Origin of the sequence: Rhodococcus sp. GXMU-t2271 (assembly GCF_041414735.1) — a bacterium.
GTDB lineage: Bacteria > Actinomycetota > Actinomycetes > Mycobacteriales > Mycobacteriaceae > Rhodococcus > Rhodococcus indonesiensis.
Genome location: NZ_JAUIZP010000038.1, coordinates 18,976 through 36,876, shown reverse-complemented (window position 1 = coordinate 36,876; position 17,901 = coordinate 18,976). Strand labels below are relative to the sequence as shown.

The following is a 17,901-nucleotide window of genomic DNA, read 5'->3' as shown; positions in this document are numbered from 1 at the left end:
TGTATCGATTCCGAGATGGTCCTCGGTCCGGGATGTGCGGGCGCCGGGGTTGCCGAACGTCCGCAGACACGCTATGCCACGGGCACCGTCCTGCGCACGCGGACGCCACCACGAAGCGGCCGGCGCCCCGTGTCCTGCGCCGGACGGTCAGCCATTAGCCTGTACCCCGTGCCGATCTACGCCGCCTACGGCTCCAACATGCATCCCGAGCAGATGCTGCAGCGCTGCCCGCATTCGCCGATGGCCGGAACCGGCTGGCTCCACGGCTGGCGGCTGACCTTCAGCGGCGGCGACATCGGCTGGGAGGGCGCGCTCGCCACCGTCGTCGAGGACCCCGACTCGAAGGTGTTCGTCGTGCTCTACGACGTGCCCGACGAGGACGAACGCAGCCTCGACCGCTGGGAGGGCTCCGAACTCGGCATCCACCGCAAGATCCGGTTGCGGGTGGACACCGACGACGGGCCCGTGCTCGCCTGGCTGTACGTCCTCGACGCGTACGAGGGCGGCCTGCCGTCGGCGCGCTACCTGGGCGTGATGGCCGACGCCGCCGAGATCGCCGGAGCCCCCGCCGACTATGTGCGGGATCTGCGCACCCGCAACAGCCGCAACGTCGGGCCCGGCCGACCCGACAGCTTCTAGGCCGGCTTCCCGGCCCCGGCCGGCCGAGCCGGGTAGAACGGCACCGGGACGCCGACCCGCAGCGTCACCGGATCCCCGGCCTGCACGTCGTGCGACGCGGCCCGCTGCGCCCGGATCGTCTGCCCGGCGCCGGTCACCCGCACCTCCGTCAGGGCGCCCCCGAAGGCCAGGTCGAGCACGGTGAACTTGGACGGCTCGTCCGTTGCGGCGACCTGCACCTGCTCCGGGCGTACGAGGACGTGGCCCTTGCCGTGGGCGGGGGTCGCGAGGGGGACCGCCCCGATCACCGTGTGCGCGCGGTCGCCGGCCGCGTCGGCGTCCAGGACGACCGAATCCCCCACGAAGGCACCCACCTCGAGCGTCGCGGGCCACCGGTAGACCTCCTCCGGCGTGCCCATCTGTGCGAGGCGCCCGCCGAGCATCACCGCGACCGTGTCCGCGATGGCCAGGGCCTCGGCCTGGTCGTGGGTGACGAGCACCGAGGCGACCTCCTGGTCCCGCAGCAGGCTGCGGACCTCGGTGCGCAGGCTGGACCGCAGCCCGGCATCGAGAGCGCTGAACGGCTCGTCGAGCAGGACGACGGCCGGATTGGGCGCGAGCGCCCGTGCCAGCGCGATGCGCTGTTGCTGACCGCCGGACAGCTGCGACGGCTTGCGCTGGCCGGTGCCGGCCAGGCCGACCAGTTCCAGCAGCTCCTCCACGCGACGCTGCCGCACGGACTGCTGCCGCACCATCGACCGCCACGTCGGCTGCACCAGCCCGTAGCCGACGTTGCGCGCGACGCTCAGATGAGGGAAGAGCGCACCCTCCTGCGGCACCAGCCCCACCCCACGGCGCTCCGGCGGCAGCGCCGTGAGGTCGCGTCCGTCCGCGACGACGCGCCCCGCTGCGGCCGGGTGCAGGCCCGCGATCACCCGCAGCAGGGTGGTCTTGCCTCCACCGGAGGGCCCCAGCACGGCCAGCAGCGCGCCTCGTTCCACCGTCAGCGAGACGTCGCTGACGACCTCCGTCCGCCCGTACCGGGCGCAGACGCCCTCGAGACAGAGCCCGCTCATTCCTCACCGCCACTTTCCGCATCGACCCGGCCGCGCAGCAGCCGGCCCAGCACCAGGGACGGCAGCGCGGCGACGAGCACCAGGATCGCCGCGTACGGGGCCGCCGACCCGTACTCGAGGGTCTCGGTGTACTTCCACATCCGTGACGCCAGGGTGTCCTCCCCGATCGGCACGAGCAACAACGTCGCCGGCAGTTCCTTCGCGATGGTGAGGAACGCCAGTGCCGCCCCCGCGACGACGCCGGGCGCCGCCAGCGGGATCATCACCCGGATGCCGGTCCGCATCCGTCCGCTGCCGAGCGTCGCGGACGCGTCCTCGAGGCCGAGCGGAATCGAGGCGACCGCCGCGCGGATCGAGCCGACGGCGAGCGGCAGGAACAGCACCGCGTAGCCCATCACGAGCATCGGGGTGTGCTGGTACCACTGCGGCAGCAACCGGATCCCGAAGAACACCAGGGCCAGGCCCACGGTGATGCCGGGCAGTGCGAATCCGACGTAGGCGGCGCTCTCGGTGAACCGCGAGACCGGCGAGGTCGACCGCGCCGCCAGGACACCGACCGGCAGGGCCAGCGCGGTGGTGAGCAGCGCGCCGAGGGCAGCCACCCACAGGGTGTACGTCGTCGCCGTCCAGATCCCCGCCCAGTCGATCGCCGCCTGCTGCGAGAACCACAGCCAGCGCGCGAGTCCGGCGAGCGGCACACCGACGCCGGCCGTCAGCACGACGGCGAGGAACGCCAGAGCCGTCCACCGCTGCCGGCCCAGCGGTACGGGCGCGGCGGGCCGTGGGGCGCCGGAGCCGATGCGAGCGGTGGCCCCGCGGCGCACCCGGCGTTCGGAGACCGTCAGCGCGACGGCGAGCACGACGAGCACGAGGCCGAACACCGCCGCCGGCGTGCGGTCGAGCAGCCCCCGGTAGCTGCCGTAGATGGCGAGGGTGAACGCCTCGTACCGCATCAGCGCGACGGCCCCGAAGTCGCTGAGGGTGTACAGCGCCACCAGCAGGCCGCCGGCCGCCGCGGTGGGCCATACCTGCCGCAGGGTGACGGTCAGCGTGGTGCGCAGCCGGGACCGGCCGAGAGTACGCGCGACCTCCTCGAGCCCCGGGTCGACCGAGGCCAGCGCGGCGGACACCGGCAGGTACACGTACGGGAAGCTCGCCGCGGTCAGGACCAGCGCAGCACCCGCGAAGCCCGCGAGCCCGGGGAACTGGGCGATGTACACGAACCCGGACACGTACGACGGAATGGCGAGGGGAACGCTCAGTGCGAGGGCGAACCACCGTCGGCCGGGCAGGTCTGTGCGTGCCGTGAGCCACGCGGCGGTGACCCCGACGACGAGGCAGGCCACGGTGACGGTGAGCGCGAGAATGCCGCTGCGCCAGACCAGATCGAGGGTGCGCTGCCGGAACACCAGCGACCACACCCGGTCGGGACCGTCGGCGAACGCGCGCATGACCAGGTGCGCGACGGGGGCGAGGGCGAAGACCGAGACACCCAGCGCAGCCAGCGTGAGAACGGGCCGGCTGCGCCGGGTGGGACGGAGCGAGGCGAGCTGGATCAGATGAATCCCAGCTCCTGCAGCAACGCCTGGGTCTGCTCGAGCGAGGCGAGTTCGGCGAGTTCGATGTCGGCATTGCCGATCTCGGACAGCGGACGCAGCTGATCCTTGGTCTCGATGCCCTCGACGACCGGGTACTCGGACGTCTCGTCGGCGAAGTACGTCTGGGCTTCGGGCGAGAGCAGCGCGGCGACGAACTGCTCCGCCTGTTCCTTCTGGTCCGTGGTCTGTACGACGCCGGCCCCGGCGATGTTCACCAGTGCGCCCGGATCACCGGCCTGGAAGTAGTACACCTGCACGTTCAGGTTCTCGGCACCGCGCTCGTCCGCGAGGCCGTACCAGTAGTAGTGGTTGGTCAGGCCGAGGGTGACCTGGCCGGTGTCGACGCCTTCCATCAGCGGGCCGTTGCCCTCGAACGCCACCGGCTCGTTGGCCTTGAAGCCCTCGAGCCAGGCGCGGGCGCCGTCCTCGCCGCGCGCGACGCGCAGCCCGGTGACGAACGCCTGGAACGACGCGTTGGTCGGGGCGAATCCGATCTGGCCCTTCCACTTCGGGTCCAGCAGGCCGTCGATGCCGGTGGGCAGATCCTGTGGCTGCACCTTCTGGTCGTTGTAGACGAGTACACGGGCACGTGCGGAGGTCGCCACCCAGGTGCCGTCGGCAGCGCGGTAGTCGGCGGGAACCAGGTCGGTCACCGAGGCCGGCAGCGTCTCGAGCAGCCCCGCCTGGTCGAGCAGGCCGAGCGCACCGGCGTCCTGGGTGAACACCACGTCGGCGGGCGAGGAGGCGCCCTCCTCCACCAGCTTCCCGGTGATCTCCGGGGTGCTGCCGTAGACGACGTCGATCTCGAAGCCGAGCGTGCCCTCGAGCTGGTCGATCAGGGGTGCGACCAGGTTCTCGCTGCGCCCGGAGTACAGGGTGAGCGCACCGGTGGAGTCGCCCTCGGACTCACCCGAGTCGCTGCCGCACGCGGCCAGCGCGGCGGCGAGTACCCCGGCCGACAGTACTGCGACGGCTCTGCGTCGAAATTGCATTCCGGACCTCCTGGCGTGAGCGGCGACTCACAGGCAACGTACAGGTTGCCTAAGCCTAACCTGAGCCCAGGGCCAGGTTCGTCATCACCCGTACGCCGACCGCCAGGGCACGTTCGTCGAGATCGAAATCGGGCTGGTGGATGTCGAGCTTCGGTCCGGTCCCCCGCCACACACCCAGCCGGGCCATCGCACCCGGAACCTGTTCGAGGTACCAGGAGAAGTCTTCCCCGCCTCCGGACTGCGGGGTGTCCGCCAGCGCGTCCGGGTCGATCGCCCGCACCGCGTCCTCCACCATGCGGGCCGACACCTCGTCGTTGACGACGGGTGGCACACCGCGCCGGTAGTCCAGCTCGTAGCTCAGACCGGTCGGGGCGAGCAGGCCGTGCACGATCTCGCGCACCATCGGCTCGAGCAGTTCCCACGTCTCGTGGTCGCCGGTGCGGACGGTGCCGGTCAGCATGCCGGTGCGGGGAATCGCATTCGCGGCCTTGCCCGCCGCGACCGCGCCCCACACCATCACCGTGCTCGTGCGGGGGTCGATGCGCCGGCTGAGCATGCCGGGCAGCCCGGTGATCACGGTGCCGAGGCCGTACACCAGATCGCCCGTCAGGTGCGGGCGGGAAGTGTGCCCTCCCGGCGAGTCGAGAACCAGCTCGACCGTGTCGGCGGCCGAGGTGATCGCTCCGACCCGCACCCCGACCTTGCCGGCCTCGAGTCTGGGATCGCAGTGCAGCGCGAAGATCCGGGCCACGCCCTCGAGCGCGCCGGCGGCCACCACGTCGAGCGCGCCGCCGGGCATCACCTCCTCGGCGGGCTGGAAGATCAGCCGCACCCCCACCGGCAGCTCGGGCACCGAGTTCAGCGCCAGCGCCGTGCCGAGCAGCACGGTCGTGTGGGCGTCGTGCCCGCAGGCGTGCGCCACGCCCGGCACGGTGGAGGCGAACGACAGGCCCGTCATCTCCTGCATGGGCAGCGCGTCCATGTCGGCGCGCAGGGCGATCCGCGGCCCGTCGGGACCGAGATCGCAGATCAGGCCCGTGCCGCGCGGCAGCACCTTGGGTTCGAGCCCGGCGGCCGCGAGGGTGCTTCCGACGAACTCGGTGGTCGCGTACTCCTGACGGGCCAGTTCGGGATTGGCGTGGATGTGCCGGCGCCACGCCGACAGGTCGTCGGTGTGCTCGCCCAGCCATTTCTCGATGTACGGGTTCATCGGCGTGCCACGTTCTCGAGCAGCCGCGCACGTTGCGTGGGATCGGCCGCCGCCCGGGCTGCCGTCGCGGCCAGGGCGCGGGCGCCGTCGAGGACGGCCAGGTCCGCCGAGGCGGTGACGCACGCGTCGGCGAACGCCGCCTGGTGGGTCACCGCACCACCGGAGTCGAGACCGATCACCGGGTGGATACCCGGCACCACGTTCGTCACGTTTCCCATGTCCGTACTGCCCAGCGGGCGCGATCCTTCCTCCTCGACGGGCAGCGGCGTGCGCCCGAGACCGATGATCTCCTCACGATAAGCCCGGACCAGCCACGGGTCGGGAGTCAGTTCCGTATAGGTCGGCGACACCGTGCGGATCTCGTGCGTGCAGCCGGCGGCGAGAGCCCCGGCCGCGAAGCAGTTGCCGGCACGCTCGGTCAGGTCGGCGAGGGCCTCCGCGGTAGTCGCCCGCAGGTAGTACAGCAGTTCCGTGTGCGCGGGCACGATGTTCGGGGCGGTGCCGCCGTCGCTGACGATCCCGTGGATCTGCTGACCGGGCAGTAGATGCTGACGCAGCAGGCCGACGGCGACCTGCGCGACGGTCGCCGCATCGGCGGCGTTGCGGCCGTATTCGGGAGCGGCGGAGGCGTGCGCCTCACGGCCGGTGTAGCTGACCGCGATGTCCGCGAGGGCCAGCGACGTCGCCCCGGTGATGTCGAACGGGCCCGGGTGCACCATCAGGGCCATGCCGACGTCGTCGAACACCCCGCGTTCGAGCATGAGTACCTTGCCCCCGCCGGTCTCCTCGGCGGGTGTGCCGATGACGCGGACGGTGATGCCGAGCGCGTCGGCGACGGCGGCCAGACCCAGGCCCGCGCCGGCGGCGGCAGCAGCGATGATGTTGTGCCCGCACGCGTGCCCGATCCCGGGCAGCGCGTCGTATTCGGCGCAGATTCCGACGACGAGGTCTCCGCTGCCGAACCGGGCGTCGAATGCGGTGGGCAGGTCGGCGATCCCGGCACGGACCTCGAATCCGCCGCTGCGCAACAGGTCCACGATCTTCGCGGCGCTGCGGTGTTCGTCGAAGGCCAGTTCCGGCTCGGCGTGGATCGAATGCGACAGGGCGATCAGGCCGTCCGACGCAGCCTCGATCGCCCTGTCCGCATCGCTCGTCACCCGCTCAGTCTGGCACGGGCGGAGAGCACGCACCTCACCCGAGGCGGAAGTTCGACTCGTCCGTCTTCGTCTCGAGTGCCGCGATCAGCGGTGCATGCAGACCACGCTTGATGCCCGCCAGGTTGGCGCCGCGGGTGCCCGTGAGGGCGGCGGCCCGTTCGACGGCGGCGGCCAGCACGGCATCGCCGTCGACGGTGCGATCGACGATGCCCGCCGCGAGGGCGTCACCACCGCCGAACCGGCGGCCGGTCGTGGTCGCCTCGACCGCGGCCTGGATCGGCAGCCGCTCGCGCAGGAGTGCCGACATGCCCACGGTGAACGGCATGTTCAGGGACACCTCGGGTAGGCACCAGAAGCCGCGGTCGGCCCGCATCATGCGGAAGTCGTGGGTCAGCGCGAGCATTGCACCGGCCCCGAACGCGTGGCCCTGCACCGCCGCGACGGTCGCCGCGGGAAAGGTCAGGATCCGCACGTACAACTCGTGCACGGAATCGAGGTAGCTGGGAAGTTCGGGGAGGTTGCCGAAGATCCAGTCGGTGTCGAGCCCGTTGCTCCAGAACTTTCCGGTGGCCGCGGTCACGAGTGCGGCGGGGCCGTCGTGGGCGACGACCTCGTCGAGCAGCTCGTGGACGGCGGAGAGCCAGCCGGGATGGAAGCGGTTCTCGGTGTCGCCGCCGGAGCGGTCGCCGAGGTGGAGGACGAAGACGTCGCCGTCGCGGTCGAGGTATGGCATGCGGAGAGGATAGCGCCACAACCTACCCGCGAGTAATAACCGGTGTGGCGCTAGGGTCGACCGACATGGGAGCACCCGATGCCATCGCCGACCCCCCTGCCGAGGCCGCCCGCGCCGCCGCGGCACTCGCCGAGCGCACCGGGGTGCCCGAACACCCCGCGGCGGTGGTGCTCGGTTCGGGCTGGCGCGCTGCGGTGGACCGCTTCGGCACGGCGGTCGCGGACGTCCCGATGGGCGAACTGCCGGGGTTCGCCCCGCCCACCGCCGAAGGGCATTCGGGCACCGTGCATTCGGTGCGGGTCGGCGACACTCCGGTGCTGCTCCTCGCCGGCCGCACCCATGCCTACGAGGGGCACGACCTGAGCCGCGTCGTGCACCCGGTGCGTACCGCCGTCGCGGCCGGCGCGCGCACCGTCGTGCTCACCAACGCCGCCGGCGGCATCCGGCCCGATCACACGGTCGGTCAGCCGGTGCTGATCTCGGACCACCTCAACCTCACCGGGCGATCGCCCCTGCGCGGCGCCCAGTTCGTCGATCTCGTCGACGCCTACTGTCCCGAGCTGCGCGCCCTCGCCCGCGAGATCGACCCCACCCTCGACGAGGGCGTGTACGCCGGTCTGCCCGGCCCGCACTACGAGACCCCCGCCGAGATCCGCATGCTGCGCACGCTCGGCGCCGACCTGGTGGGCATGTCCACCGTGCACGAGACCATCGCCGCGCGGGCCGCGGGCGCTCGGGTGCTCGGCATCTCCCTGGTCACCAATGCCGCCGCGGGACTCACCGGTGAGCACCTGGACCACCACGAGGTGCTCGCGGCGGGGCGGGCCGCTGCCACCCGCATGGGTGACCTGCTGCGTGAGCTGGCGGGCCGGCTGTGAGCCTGCGTTTCGGGACCGCCGGGCTGCGCGGGCCCGTCGGCGACGGACCCGGCTGCATCAACGAGGACGTGGTCGTCCGCACGACCGCGGGCCTGGCCCGGTGGCTCCGGGCGCGCGGGTCCGGCGGCGGCACCGTGGTCGTCGGCCGTGACGCCCGCACCGGATCCGCCGAGTTCTTCACCGCCGCCACCGAGGTTCTCGCGGCCGCCGGTTTCGCTGTCGTGGCCCTGCCGCGTCCGTTGCCGACCCCGGTGACGGCGTACGCCGTGCGGACCCTCGACGCGGTCGCGGGCGTGCAGATCACCGCGTCCCACAACCCCGCCTCGGACAACGGCTACAAGGTCTACACCCGTGGCGGTGCCCAACTGGTCGAGCCGGACGACCGTGAGATCGAGAGGGCGATCGACGCCGTCGGCGCGGCGTCGTCCGTGCCGCGCACCGCCGTCGCGCCCGCCGGGGACGACCTGGTGGCGCGGTATCTGACGCGCGTCGCCTCGCTACCGCGCGCCACGGCGCGCACCCTGCGCATCGCGCTGACACCGCTGCACGGCGTCGGCGGCGAGACCGCCGTCGCGGCGCTGCACGCCGCGGGCTTCGACGATGTGCACGTGGTGGACGCCCAGTTCGCGCCCGACCCGCGCTTCCCCACCGTGGAGTTTCCCAATCCGGAGGAACCGGGGGCCGCCGATGCCGTCCTCGCTCTTGCCGCCGACGTGGGCGCGGACCTCGCGCTCGCCCTCGATCCCGATGCGGACCGGTGTGCCGTGGGCGTCCCCACACCCGCGGGCTGGCGGATGCTGCGCGGCGACGAGACCGGGGCGCTGCTCGGGGACCGGATTCTCGCGAGTGCCCCACGCGGCGCGCTGGTGGCGACGACGATCGTCTCCTCGACCCTGCTCGGCAAACTCGCCGCCGCGCGGGGTGCCCGCTACGCGCAGACCCTCACGGGTTTCAAGTGGCTCGCTCGCGCGGGCGACGGACTCGTGTACGCGTACGAGGAGGCCCTCGGTCACTGCGTCGACCCGGATGCGGTGCGCGACAAGGACGGCATCGCGACGGCGGTCGTCGTCGCGGACTACGCCGCCGAACTGAAGGCCCGCCGAAGCACTCTCGTCGACGCGCTCGATGCCCTGTACCGCGAGTTCGGGCTGCATCTCGGCGACCAGGTCTCGATCCGGGTGACCGATCTCGCCCGGATCGGGGCGATCATGAGCCGGTTGCGGTCCGCGCTACCGGCCGAACTCGCCGGGGAGCCGGTCACGGCCACGGACCTGGCGACGGCGAGCGGCCCGCTGCGCACGGACGCCGTGGTGCTCGAGGGCGCGTCGGTGCGGGTCGTGGTCCGGCCGTCGGGCACCGAACCGAAGCTCAAGTGCTACCTCGAGGCCGTCGCCGCGGACGGCGACCGCGACGGCGCGAGCGCGCGACTGCAGGCGTTGCGCGCGTGGGCCACCGGCCTCGGTGAGCACTGACGGTCAGCACCGACGGGCCGGTGACGGCCGCTCGTCGCGGTCGTCACCGGCCCGGAGGAGGAACGACAACCCTCAGAGACGGTGCGGCACACCGTAGGTGATGACGGTGTCGTTGTTCGAGGTGACGGCCCGGGCGTACGGCCGGATCGTGACCGGACCGAGCGCTCCCGAGACGGAGCCGTGGACCCCGGCCAGCCGGACGGTCGCGGACCGGCCGTCGAACTCCATGTCCTCGACGAACGCCACGTCGGTGATGCCGCCCGGCGCGAGATCGACCTCGATCTCCTGCGACGGGATGATCGACCCACCGATCGTCGCGCCGGTGCTCGCGTCGAGTCCGAGAGCGAACTCGGGGGCGAGCTCGACACCGATACCGAACTCGTTGCCGACCTCCCAGTCGAGGCTGGGAGTGTTGATGTGCACGACGGCCCCGTTGAGAGCGACCGGGTAGCCGATCTGGTAACCGATGGTCAGCTTGGTGTCCTGGAACGAGTCGGCATCGGGCCCGGTGAAGTTGACCGACACCACCTCGTCGTGGAAGAACTCGAAGCTGACGGGCGAGCTGTCGAGCGGCGGATAGGACTGGATCGACGTGTCGGCCTGGAGGACTTCGATGGCGTTGTTGTTTCCGAGGGGCAGTGTCCGGGCGTTGTCGACAGCGGCTCCGGCACTGCCGGACCCCACCACCATGCCCAGCACGGCGGCCGCACCGAGTGCGGTCGCCCGGGCGCACTGCCGAAATCTGTTGCCGGAGAAGGTGTTGATCATCGAGCGGACCTCATTTTCGTGGGCGGTCGAGGACAGTGGACGTTCCAACCGATCACGGGGAGCGTAACCAGAGCAGGCCCGTGGAAAAGGGAAGTTGATCAACTTCCCCGAATCGAGACGGTGCCCGGCCCGGCTGCGGCGGCTCGGACCGGGGTCCTCAGCGGCGTCGCATTCGGCCCCGAAAATCCGTCCCGGCCTGGCATTTCGACCACCTGGACACCGCCCGGCACAGGGTCGACCGGGCACCCGCCGGTCAACCTCATCCGACACTCTATTGTTATCCTGCAACAACACGGACCATTCGGGCAAAATGGGCGATCCGGTCGTTCGGGGGTTCACCGATGCCGCGCGCGCGGACCCGGGCGGGGGGTCAGCGTGGACCGAACTGCCGGTCGCCGGCGTCCCCGAGGCCCGGAACGATGTACTTGTCCTCGTTGAGACCGTCGTCGATCGAGGCGGTCACGAGCCGGACCGGGTGGCCGGACTCGGACAGCGCCGTCACACCTTCCGGAGCCGCGACCACGCACACCGCCGTGACGTCGGTTGCCCCGCGAGCGACCAGCAGGTCGATCGTGTGCACCATCGAACCGCCCGTGGCCAGCATCGGATCGAGGACGTACACCGGCAGGCCGGACAGGTCGTCGGGAAGCGACTCGAGGTACGGCACCGGCTCGAACGTCTTCTCGTCGCGCGCCAGGCCGACGAACCCCACCCGCGCCTGCGGGATGAGCGCGTGGGCCTGCTCCACCATCCCGAGGCCCGCACGCAGCACCGGCACCAGCAGCGGTGGCTGTCGAAGGCGCACACCGATCGTCGTCGCCACCGGCGTCCGCACTTCGAACTGCTCGACCGGCGCGTCCCGGATCGCCTCGTACACCAGCATCTGGGTCAGCCGGCGCAGCGCGTACCGGAAGGCTGCGTTGTCGCTGCGCTCGTCGCGCAGCGTGGTCAGGAGGGCAGCGGCGAGCGGGTGGTCGACGACGAGCGAATCCATGCCGGAAGGATAGAACGCCGTCGTTCGCCCGCCGTCGCCGAGTGCTTCCCGGCCGAGCCCGTCCGCACGGTCCGCCGGGGTCCTGTTTCCCCGACTCGCCCCGACGCGCGTGCAGGTGTGCCATCGTGACAGTCGGGCCTGCGGGCGGACGGGACGGGTGGGCATGTGGGACTACATCGACCAGCGCAAGGCGCAGATCGCCTTCAGCGCGTACCAGCATGTGAGCCTCGTCGTGCAAGCCGTGCTTCTCGCCACCGTCGTGGCCGTCGTGCTCGCGGTGATCGTCACCCGGATCCCCCGGCTCGAACCGGTGGCCAACACCCTCAGTGCCGTCGGTCTGACCATCCCGTCCTTCGCGCTGCTCGGCATCCTCGTCCCGCTCGTCGGGATCGGGGTGGCACCGGCATTCCTCGCGGTCGCCTTCTACGCGACCCTGCCGGTCCTGCGCAACGCGGTGGTCGGGTTGCAGGGCGTCGACGGGACCCTCGTCGAATCCGCGCGTGGAATCGGCATGGGTGAGATCGGCTCGCTCACCCGCGTCCGGCTCCCGCTGGCCTGGCCCGTCATCCTCGCCGGCGTGCGGGTCTCGACACAGATGTCCATGGGTATCGCCGCGATCGCCGCGTACGTACTCGGTCCCGGTCTCGGCTCGTTCATCTTCACGGGTCTGTCGCAGATCGGCGGCGCGAATGCACTGAACTCGGCCCTGGTCGGCACGATCGGAGTGGTCGTCCTCGCGCTGGCGCTCGACGCGCTGCTCCTCGCGCTCGGCAAGGTCACCGTCTCGAAGGGAATCCGTGCCTGAGATGAACCCGCCGTCCTCGTCCGCCGCCCGGATCAGCGGCACCGACATCGACCTGATCGACGTGGTCAAGACGTTCCCCGGGCAGGCGCGCCCGGCAGTCGACGGTCTGAGCCTGCACATCCCCGCGGGTGAGATCGTGATGTTCGTGGGGCCGTCGGGCTGCGGCAAGACCACGTCGCTGAAGATGATCAACCGTCTCGTCGAACCCACGTCCGGAACCATCCGGATCGGCGGCGACGACATCCGGTCGGCGGACGTCGACGACCTGCGGCGGCGGATCGGGTACGTGATCCAGGGCGGCAGCCTCTTTCCGCACATGACGGTCGCGCAGAACATCTCGATCGTGCCCCGGTTGCTGGGGTGGGACCGGCGGCGAACCGCGGACCGCGTCACCGAGCTGCTCGAACTGGTCAACCTCGACCCGGACCGGTACCGGGACCGGTACCCGCGGGAGCTGTCCGGCGGGCAGCAGCAGCGGGTCGGCGTCGCCCGGGGCCTCGCCGCCGACCCACCCGTCGTGCTGATGGACGAGCCGTTCGGCGCGGTGGACCCGATCACCCGGCTCCGATTGCAGGACGAGCTCCTGCGCATCCACGAAGATCTGCGCAAGACGATCGTGTGCGTCACCCACGACATCGACGAAGCCGTCAAACTGGGCGACCGGATCCTGATCATGCAGGAGGGCGGGCACGTCGCGCAGTACGACACCCCCGAGACGATCCTGTCGGCGCCCGCGAGCCCGTTCGTGGAGAAATTCGTCGGTGCCGGTTCCACCCTCAAACAGCTCTCGCTCAGCCGCGTCGCGGAAGTCGAACTGGCCGAACTCACCACCGCGGAAGTCGGCAGCTCCGCCGACGAGGCCGTCGCACGCGCCAGGGCGCGCGGAGACGACACCGTCGTCGTCCTCGACCGGCGCCGTCGTCCGGTGGCCTGGTTGTGGGTGCGCGAGCTGCAGGGTTCGGGCACCGTCCCGGACGGCGACCCCGACGACCTGGTCACCCTCGACCGGCACGCCACCCTCAACGACGCACTGGACACGATGCTCGCCTCCGCGCACGGGGCCGCGATCGTGACCGGGCGGCAGGGCGAATTCCAGGGATTGATCAACTTCGAATCGGTGACCGGACGGATCCGCGGCGGCGAGTCGCAGTCCGCGGCCGCAGGCCCCGGCGAGACGGGACACCGGACATGAGCATCGACACCGAACCGTCGACCGCAGGGTCCGGTACCCGTCCGGGTCCTCCCTCGCGCCGCCGCGGCGGTACCGCGATGCTGTTCGTCCTGCCACTCGTCGTCGCCGTGGTGTTCGCCGCCTGGCTGCTGTGGCGCGCGAACGCGGACCTCGACTCGATCGAGTCCCGCCAGCTCGAATGGATCACCATTTCGACTCTCCTCCGGGAACACGTCGAACTCACGGCGGTCTCGGCGATCCTCGTCGTCGTGATCGCCGTCCCCCTCGGGATCGCCCTCACCCGGCCGGCGTCGCGCGCCCTCGCGCCCGTCGCGGTGGGCGTCGCCAACGCCGGGCAGGCGGCGCCGGCCATCGGACTGCTCGTGCTGCTGGCCATCTGGCTGGGATTCGGTTTCGGCACCGCCGTCGTCGCCCTGACCCTGTATGCCGTGCTTCCCGTCCTGCGGAACACGATCACCGGCATCGAAGGTGTCGATCCGACCCTCGTCGAGGCCGGGCGCGGACTCGGCATGTCCGGGTTCGGCGTGTTGCTCCGGGTGGAGCTGCCCCTCGCCCTGCCGGTGATCATGACCGGTGTCCGCACCGCGCTCGTTCTGCTGGTCGGCACCGCCACTCTCGCCACCTTCATCAACGCCGGCGGCCTCGGTTCCCTCATCGTCACCGGAATCACCCTCTTCCGCTATCCCGTCCTCGTCAGCGGTGCGCTACTGGTGGCGCTGCTCGCCCTTCTGGTCGACTGGGCGGGGCGCATGCTCGAGTTCACGGTCCGGCCGAAGGGGCTCCGCTCGTGACCGCACGTCTTCTGTCCCGGCTTGCCGGAGCGCTCCTCGCGGCGTCGACGCTGGTCGCGTGCGGGCTGGGAACCGCCGGCGGTTTCGTCCCCACCGGCGAACTCGCGGGCCCGCTGCAGTCCGTCGAGCCGCTCGACGGTGCGAGCATCTCGGTCGGGTCGAAGAACTTCTCCGAGGCCCTCCTCCTCGGGAAGATGGCGGTGATCCTGCTGCGCTCGGCGGGCGCGGACGTCACGGATCTGACCAACATCCCCGGCAGCGCCAGTGCCCGCCAGGCGCAGCTCGAGGGACAGGTCGATCTGCAGTGGGAGTACACCGGCACGGCATGGATCGCCTATCTCGGACACGAGGAACCGATCCCCGACGAGCGCGGCCAGTACGAGGCCGTGCGCGACGAGGACCTGCGCGAGAACGGTCTGGTGTGGCTGCCGCCCGCCCCCATGAACAACACCTACGGATTCGCGGCCACCAGCGCCAATGCGCAACGCCTCGGCGTGGCTTCGCTCTCCGACATCGCGAACATCCCGGTCCCCGAACGCACCTTCTGCGTCGAATCCGAGTTCGCCAACCGCAACGACGGCCTGCAGCCGATGCTCGAGACCTACGGCATTCCGCTCGGATCCGGTGTGCCGCGCGAGAACATCAGGACGCTCGACACCGGCGCCATCTACGAGGCGACGGCACGCGGCGACTGCAACTTCGGCGAGGTGTTCACCACGGACGGCCGGATCGAGGCCCTGGATCTGACCGTGCTCGAGGACGACCGGAAGTTCTTCCCCATCTACAACGTGGCGGTCGTCGTCCGCGAGGAGACCCTCACCGAGAACCCGCAGATCGCGGAGTTGTTCGCCCCTGTCTCCCGGAAACTGACCGACGAGACACTCATCGAACTGAACGGGCGGATCGACGTCGACGGCCAGGAGCCGGCCGAGGTCGCCTACGACTGGCTGGTTCAGGAGGGCTTCGTCGAATAGGTGACCGGGAGTGGGACACCGGCTGCACCCGCGGCTGTGTCAGTGGACGAACTGCCGTGTCAGTGGACGAACTGCCGTGTCAGTGGACGAACTTCAGTCCCACCACGCCGCCGACGATCATGGTCAGGAACAGGATCTTCCATGCCGAGACCGATTCGTTCCCGGTCGCCATCGCGTACACCGCGGTGAGCACCCCGCCGATGCCCACCCACACGGCGTACGACGTTCCCACCGGCAGTCGACGCATCGCGTAGGCCAGGCCCGCCATGCTCGCGATCAGCGCCGTGACGAACACGACCGTCGGAACGAGACGGGTGAACCCTCGGGAGCGGTCCAATGCCGTGGCCCACACCGCTTCCAGCACCCCGGACACCACCAGCACCAACCACGACATCACAGGCTCCCTCGGGCCGTCTTGTCGCACACCGGGTACGGCGCCCCTCGTCCGGGAACCCGGGTTCCGGGCTCGCTTCCAAGGTCCCACACCCCGTGGCGGGGAACAAATCCGGCCCGCCGGCGCGGAACCGGGGCACCACCCGCTGCGTCCAACCGGTCGAAGGACGATCCGTTTCACCGAGGGGGAACAGCCCGAATGGACGCAGGCACCGGAAACCACGACGTGGTACGCGCTCGACCCGAGACGATCGCGGCGTTCGGACGCACCGCTGCGGCCATGGCCGAGCGGCTCCACGAAGCCGCCGCCGAGGCACACGCTGTCGATCCGGCGCCCCTGGCGCCGGCATTCGGTCCGGTCGGCACCGCGTTCCTCGCCGCGTTCACGGCCACTCACCGCGCCCATCGGACCGAACTGACCCGGCTCGGCGGCACCTTCGCGGCAATGGGCGCGGTCGCCGGTGCCACCGCCGCCGCGTACGAACGCGCCGTCACCACCCAATCCGCACTGCTGGAGGCCGCCGGAGCCCCGCGGTGACCGCGGTGCCGGAGGTGGACCTGCTCGCCGCTCCCCTGACCGAGCTGCTGTCGGCGTTCGGCACCGGCACCGTCGCCACCGATCCGGCCGCGGCACTGCGCTCCTGCACAGAACTGGTCGAAGGCGTCCACACGGTGGGCCGGACCGCGCTGGGCGAGCTCGCGTGGGATTGGGCCGGGGCTGCCGCAGAGACCGCCGTCCGCAGCGGCGAACGGGCCCTGACCGACGTCGTCGCCGCCGCCGACCGCGGGACGGCCATCGCCGACGTCGCGGTGGAAGCGACGACGACCGTCCTCACCGGTGCCGCCGAGATCGCCCGGCTGATCGACTCGTTCGCGACGCTGGCCGAACGCTCCGCTCCCCTCGCCGCACTCCCACAGGCGCAGACGATGCTGCTGGTGGCGGCCGTCGAACACATCGCAGCGGGCCTCGACGTCCTGGCCCGGGTCACCTCCACGCTGGCGGACCACACGACACGGATGGCAGAGCTGATGCCGCCGGATCCCGCCCCGGTTGCACCGCCGGGGCAGGAACCTGTCGCGCCGCAGGACGGCGAGCTGCGAGCCTTCGGCAGCCAGGGAACCGAGGTGCGGCTACCGGACGGCAGCGTGGCCGTCGCACCGAATCGCGCGGCGGCCGATGCCGTGCGGCACGCGCTCTCCCAGCAGGGCACGCCCTACGTGTGGGGTGGGACCGCACCGGGGCAGGGCCTCGACTGCAGCGGCCTGACCCAGTGGGCGTACGGGCAGGCAGGAGTACAGATCCCGCGCCTCGCCCAGGATCAGGACGTCGGAACCGCAGTCGACGCGAGCGCGGTGCAACCCGGCGATCTCGCGGTGTGGGACGGGCACGTCGCGATGATCGTCGGAAACGGCCTCATGGTCGAGGCGGGTGACCCGGTCCAACTGTCGCCGATCCGGACCACGAACGGAGAGATGGGATTCCAGGGATTCTTCCGCCCCACCGGGTGAACACGGGAACCGATCGGCGTGGGTGCGCGTCCAAGTCCGGTATGGACACCGCGGAGACGACCATCACGACGGCGACCGCCCGGAACCGGGCCGGCACCGTCTCGGTACGCACCACCGAACAGGGCCTGCCCGTCGACCTGCACATCGATCAGAGCGAACTGCGTTACGGCACAGCACAACTGGCCGAACAGATCGTGTCGCTGTGCCGGCGCGCGACAGTCGAGGCCGCTGCGCGGCACCGCGAGGAACTGGCGGACGGAGGCATACCGGAGGGGCTGCTGAATCGGCTGGGCCTGCCCACCCACGACGACGTGCAGCGTGCGCGCCGCGAAGACGGGCACGCGGCCGGTCCTCGCTCGGCGCTCCGGTGGTGAGCGCGATGTCGGCGAGCGACCAGCGCGTGACGGAAATCGTGGAGAGTGTGCGCACGCGGCTCGGGGCCCTGCAGGACTGCGTGGCCGCACTCGGCGTGGTCTCGGGCACCGCGACGAGCCCGGACGGCCTCGTGCGGGCCGAGGTGGACGGCAACGGCGCCCTGACCGGACTGTGGCTCGCCGAGGCGCTGCGCGGGCACCACACCCGCGACGTGACGGCATCGATCCTGGCCACGGCGCACGAGGCCGCACGGGTCGCCGCCGCCGAACGGGCCCGTCTGCTCGGGGAACTCCGCGGTGCGCTCGGGTGACGGCTGTCTCACCGTCGCCCCGCTATGTCTTCGGCCCGGAGATGGCTAGGCTTGGC

The 17,901-nt window shown here is 71.3% G+C and carries 20 protein-coding genes and 1 riboswitch; of the genes, 11 read left to right on the top strand and 9 right to left on the bottom strand.

Annotated elements, in window-relative coordinates; genetic code table 11:
• The first annotated feature begins 168 nt into the window (after positions 1–168).
• Positions 169–639: a gamma-glutamylcyclotransferase gene (locus QYS60_RS15250; RefSeq protein ID WP_006939627.1), complete on the top strand. Its 471-nt coding sequence runs from the start codon at positions 169–171 to the stop codon at positions 637–639.
• On the opposite strand, the gene QYS60_RS15245 is transcribed toward QYS60_RS15250, so the two are convergent.
• From QYS60_RS15245 to QYS60_RS15220, 6 genes are all read right to left on the bottom strand, one after another.
• On the bottom strand, positions 636–1,694 hold the full coding sequence (locus QYS60_RS15245; protein ID WP_289378695.1) for an ABC transporter ATP-binding protein: 1,059 nt from the start codon (positions 1,692–1,694) through the stop codon (positions 636–638). The two genes, QYS60_RS15250 and QYS60_RS15245, sit on opposite strands and share 4 nt — an antisense overlap.
• Entirely contained in the window at positions 1,691–3,145 is a 1,455-nt protein-coding gene (locus tag QYS60_RS15240; RefSeq protein ID WP_003935709.1) for an iron ABC transporter permease, read from the bottom strand. Before QYS60_RS15240 ends, QYS60_RS15245 begins: the two co-directional genes overlap by 4 nt.
• Before the next feature lie 104 nt (positions 3,146–3,249).
• On the bottom strand, positions 3,250–4,284 hold the full coding sequence (locus tag QYS60_RS15235) for an iron ABC transporter substrate-binding protein (RefSeq protein WP_289378693.1): 1,035 nt from the start codon (positions 4,282–4,284) through the stop codon (positions 3,250–3,252).
• Positions 4,285–4,339: 55 nt separating this feature from the next.
• Positions 4,340–5,494, bottom strand: coding sequence for a M20 family metallopeptidase (locus QYS60_RS15230; protein WP_289378692.1), 1,155 nt, complete (start codon positions 5,492–5,494; stop codon positions 4,340–4,342).
• Entirely contained in the window at positions 5,491–6,651 is a 1,161-nt protein-coding gene (locus tag QYS60_RS15225; RefSeq protein ID WP_040781802.1) for a M20 family metallopeptidase, read from the bottom strand. The genes QYS60_RS15230 and QYS60_RS15225 overlap by 4 nt, the downstream gene beginning before the upstream one ends.
• Before the next feature lie 34 nt (positions 6,652–6,685).
• The gene (locus QYS60_RS15220; protein ID WP_371383565.1) at positions 6,686–7,384 is read right to left on the bottom strand and encodes an enoyl-CoA hydratase/isomerase family protein; all 699 of its coding nucleotides are present in this window, start codon (positions 7,382–7,384) and stop codon (positions 6,686–6,688) included.
• A gap of 65 nt (positions 7,385–7,449) precedes the next feature.
• Here QYS60_RS15220 and QYS60_RS15215 point away from each other — a divergent pair, with 65 nt between their 5' ends.
• Both QYS60_RS15215 and QYS60_RS15210 read left to right on the top strand, forming a co-directional pair.
• On the top strand, positions 7,450–8,262 hold the full coding sequence (locus QYS60_RS15215; protein ID WP_371383564.1) for a purine-nucleoside phosphorylase: 813 nt from the start codon (positions 7,450–7,452) through the stop codon (positions 8,260–8,262).
• Positions 8,259–9,734: a phospho-sugar mutase gene (locus tag QYS60_RS15210; protein ID WP_371383563.1), complete on the top strand. Its 1,476-nt coding sequence runs from the start codon at positions 8,259–8,261 to the stop codon at positions 9,732–9,734. Before QYS60_RS15215 ends, QYS60_RS15210 begins: the two co-directional genes overlap by 4 nt.
• A 72-nt stretch (positions 9,735–9,806) precedes the next feature.
• Here QYS60_RS15210 and QYS60_RS15205 read toward each other — a convergent pair whose 3' ends face one another.
• Together QYS60_RS15205 and upp are read right to left on the bottom strand one after the other, a co-directional pair.
• Positions 9,807–10,502: an MspA family porin gene (locus tag QYS60_RS15205; protein WP_371383562.1), complete on the bottom strand. Its 696-nt coding sequence runs from the start codon at positions 10,500–10,502 to the stop codon at positions 9,807–9,809.
• 370 nt (positions 10,503–10,872) lie between these two features.
• Positions 10,873–11,496 (bottom strand): uracil phosphoribosyltransferase, encoded by a 624-nt coding sequence (gene upp / locus QYS60_RS15200; RefSeq protein ID WP_003935717.1) that lies wholly within the window; start codon positions 11,494–11,496, stop codon positions 10,873–10,875.
• A gap of 163 nt (positions 11,497–11,659) precedes the next feature.
• On the opposite strand from upp, the gene QYS60_RS15195 reads away from it, so the two are divergent.
• Genes QYS60_RS15195 through QYS60_RS15180 form a run of 4 tightly spaced genes read left to right on the top strand, consistent with a single transcriptional unit; the run spans position 11,660 to position 15,258 of the window.
• Entirely contained in the window at positions 11,660–12,301 is a 642-nt protein-coding gene (locus QYS60_RS15195) for an ABC transporter permease (protein ID WP_371383560.1), read from the top strand.
• A 1-nt stretch (position 12,302) separates the two neighbouring features.
• The gene (locus tag QYS60_RS15190; protein ID WP_003935719.1) at positions 12,303–13,493 is read left to right on the top strand and encodes an ABC transporter ATP-binding protein; all 1,191 of its coding nucleotides are present in this window, start codon (positions 12,303–12,305) and stop codon (positions 13,491–13,493) included.
• Positions 13,490–14,284, top strand: a complete 795-nt coding sequence (locus tag QYS60_RS15185) for an ABC transporter permease (protein ID WP_371383559.1) — start codon at positions 13,490–13,492, stop codon at positions 14,282–14,284. The genes QYS60_RS15190 and QYS60_RS15185 overlap by 4 nt, the downstream gene beginning before the upstream one ends.
• A complete protein-coding gene (locus QYS60_RS15180) occupies positions 14,281–15,258 on the top strand; it encodes a glycine betaine ABC transporter substrate-binding protein (protein ID WP_003935721.1) in 978 nt (325 codons plus the stop codon). Before QYS60_RS15185 ends, QYS60_RS15180 begins: the two co-directional genes overlap by 4 nt.
• Before the next feature lie 79 nt (positions 15,259–15,337).
• On the opposite strand, the gene QYS60_RS15175 is transcribed toward QYS60_RS15180, so the two are convergent.
• Positions 15,338–15,652, bottom strand: coding sequence for a multidrug efflux SMR transporter (locus QYS60_RS15175; RefSeq protein ID WP_371383558.1), 315 nt, complete (start codon positions 15,650–15,652; stop codon positions 15,338–15,340).
• Positions 15,653–15,662: 10 nt separating this feature from the next.
• Positions 15,663–15,729: riboswitch (guanidine-III (ykkC-III) riboswitch) on the bottom strand.
• A gap of 121 nt (positions 15,730–15,850) precedes the next feature.
• Between QYS60_RS15175 and QYS60_RS15170 the strand changes: the two genes are divergently transcribed.
• From QYS60_RS15170 to QYS60_RS15155, 4 genes are read left to right on the top strand one after another with little or no spacing between them, the layout of a single operon-like run.
• Positions 15,851–16,189, top strand: coding sequence for a hypothetical protein (locus QYS60_RS15170; protein ID WP_371383557.1), 339 nt, complete (start codon positions 15,851–15,853; stop codon positions 16,187–16,189).
• Positions 16,186–17,160: a C40 family peptidase gene (locus QYS60_RS15165; RefSeq protein ID WP_371383556.1), complete on the top strand. Its 975-nt coding sequence runs from the start codon at positions 16,186–16,188 to the stop codon at positions 17,158–17,160. The genes QYS60_RS15170 and QYS60_RS15165 overlap by 4 nt, the downstream gene beginning before the upstream one ends.
• A gap of 41 nt (positions 17,161–17,201) precedes the next feature.
• Positions 17,202–17,534 (top strand): hypothetical protein, encoded by a 333-nt coding sequence (locus tag QYS60_RS15160; RefSeq protein WP_289378747.1) that lies wholly within the window; start codon positions 17,202–17,204, stop codon positions 17,532–17,534.
• Positions 17,535–17,539: 5 nt separating this feature from the next.
• On the top strand, positions 17,540–17,845 hold the full coding sequence (locus QYS60_RS15155; protein WP_003935726.1) for a YbaB/EbfC family nucleoid-associated protein: 306 nt from the start codon (positions 17,540–17,542) through the stop codon (positions 17,843–17,845).
• Positions 17,846–17,901: the final 56 nt, after the last annotated feature.

What these genes read in the sequence shown, in the direction of transcription:
- QYS60_RS15195 (WP_371383560.1), top strand. Translation starts at nt 11,660, where the DNA reads ATGTGGGACTACATCGACCAGCGCAAGGCGCAGATCGCCTTCAGCGCG.
- QYS60_RS15190 (WP_003935719.1), top strand. Translation starts at nt 12,303, where the DNA reads ATGAACCCGCCGTCCTCGTCCGCCGCCCGGATCAGCGGCACCGACATC.
- QYS60_RS15185 (WP_371383559.1), top strand. Translation starts at nt 13,490, where the DNA reads ATGAGCATCGACACCGAACCGTCGACCGCAGGGTCCGGTACCCGTCCG.
- QYS60_RS15205 (WP_371383562.1), bottom strand. Translation starts at nt 10,502, where the DNA reads ATGATCAACACCTTCTCCGGCAACAGATTTCGGCAGTGCGCCCGGGCG.
- QYS60_RS15220 (WP_371383565.1), bottom strand. Translation starts at nt 7,384, where the DNA reads ATGCCATACCTCGACCGCGACGGCGACGTCTTCGTCCTCCACCTCGGC.
- QYS60_RS15240 (WP_003935709.1), bottom strand. Translation starts at nt 3,145, where the DNA reads ATGCGCGCGTTCGCCGACGGTCCCGACCGGGTGTGGTCGCTGGTGTTC.
- QYS60_RS15160 (WP_289378747.1), top strand. Translation starts at nt 17,202, where the DNA reads ATGGACACCGCGGAGACGACCATCACGACGGCGACCGCCCGGAACCGG.
- QYS60_RS15170 (WP_371383557.1), top strand. Translation starts at nt 15,851, where the DNA reads ATGGACGCAGGCACCGGAAACCACGACGTGGTACGCGCTCGACCCGAG.
- QYS60_RS15155 (WP_003935726.1), top strand. Translation starts at nt 17,540, where the DNA reads ATGTCGGCGAGCGACCAGCGCGTGACGGAAATCGTGGAGAGTGTGCGC.
- QYS60_RS15215 (WP_371383564.1), top strand. Translation starts at nt 7,450, where the DNA reads ATGGGAGCACCCGATGCCATCGCCGACCCCCCTGCCGAGGCCGCCCGC.
- QYS60_RS15230 (WP_289378692.1), bottom strand. Translation starts at nt 5,494, where the DNA reads ATGAACCCGTACATCGAGAAATGGCTGGGCGAGCACACCGACGACCTG.
- QYS60_RS15235 (WP_289378693.1), bottom strand. Translation starts at nt 4,284, where the DNA reads ATGCAATTTCGACGCAGAGCCGTCGCAGTACTGTCGGCCGGGGTACTC.
- QYS60_RS15245 (WP_289378695.1), bottom strand. Translation starts at nt 1,694, where the DNA reads ATGAGCGGGCTCTGTCTCGAGGGCGTCTGCGCCCGGTACGGGCGGACG.
- QYS60_RS15175 (WP_371383558.1), bottom strand. Translation starts at nt 15,652, where the DNA reads ATGTCGTGGTTGGTGCTGGTGGTGTCCGGGGTGCTGGAAGCGGTGTGG.
- upp (WP_003935717.1), bottom strand. Translation starts at nt 11,496, where the DNA reads ATGGATTCGCTCGTCGTCGACCACCCGCTCGCCGCTGCCCTCCTGACC.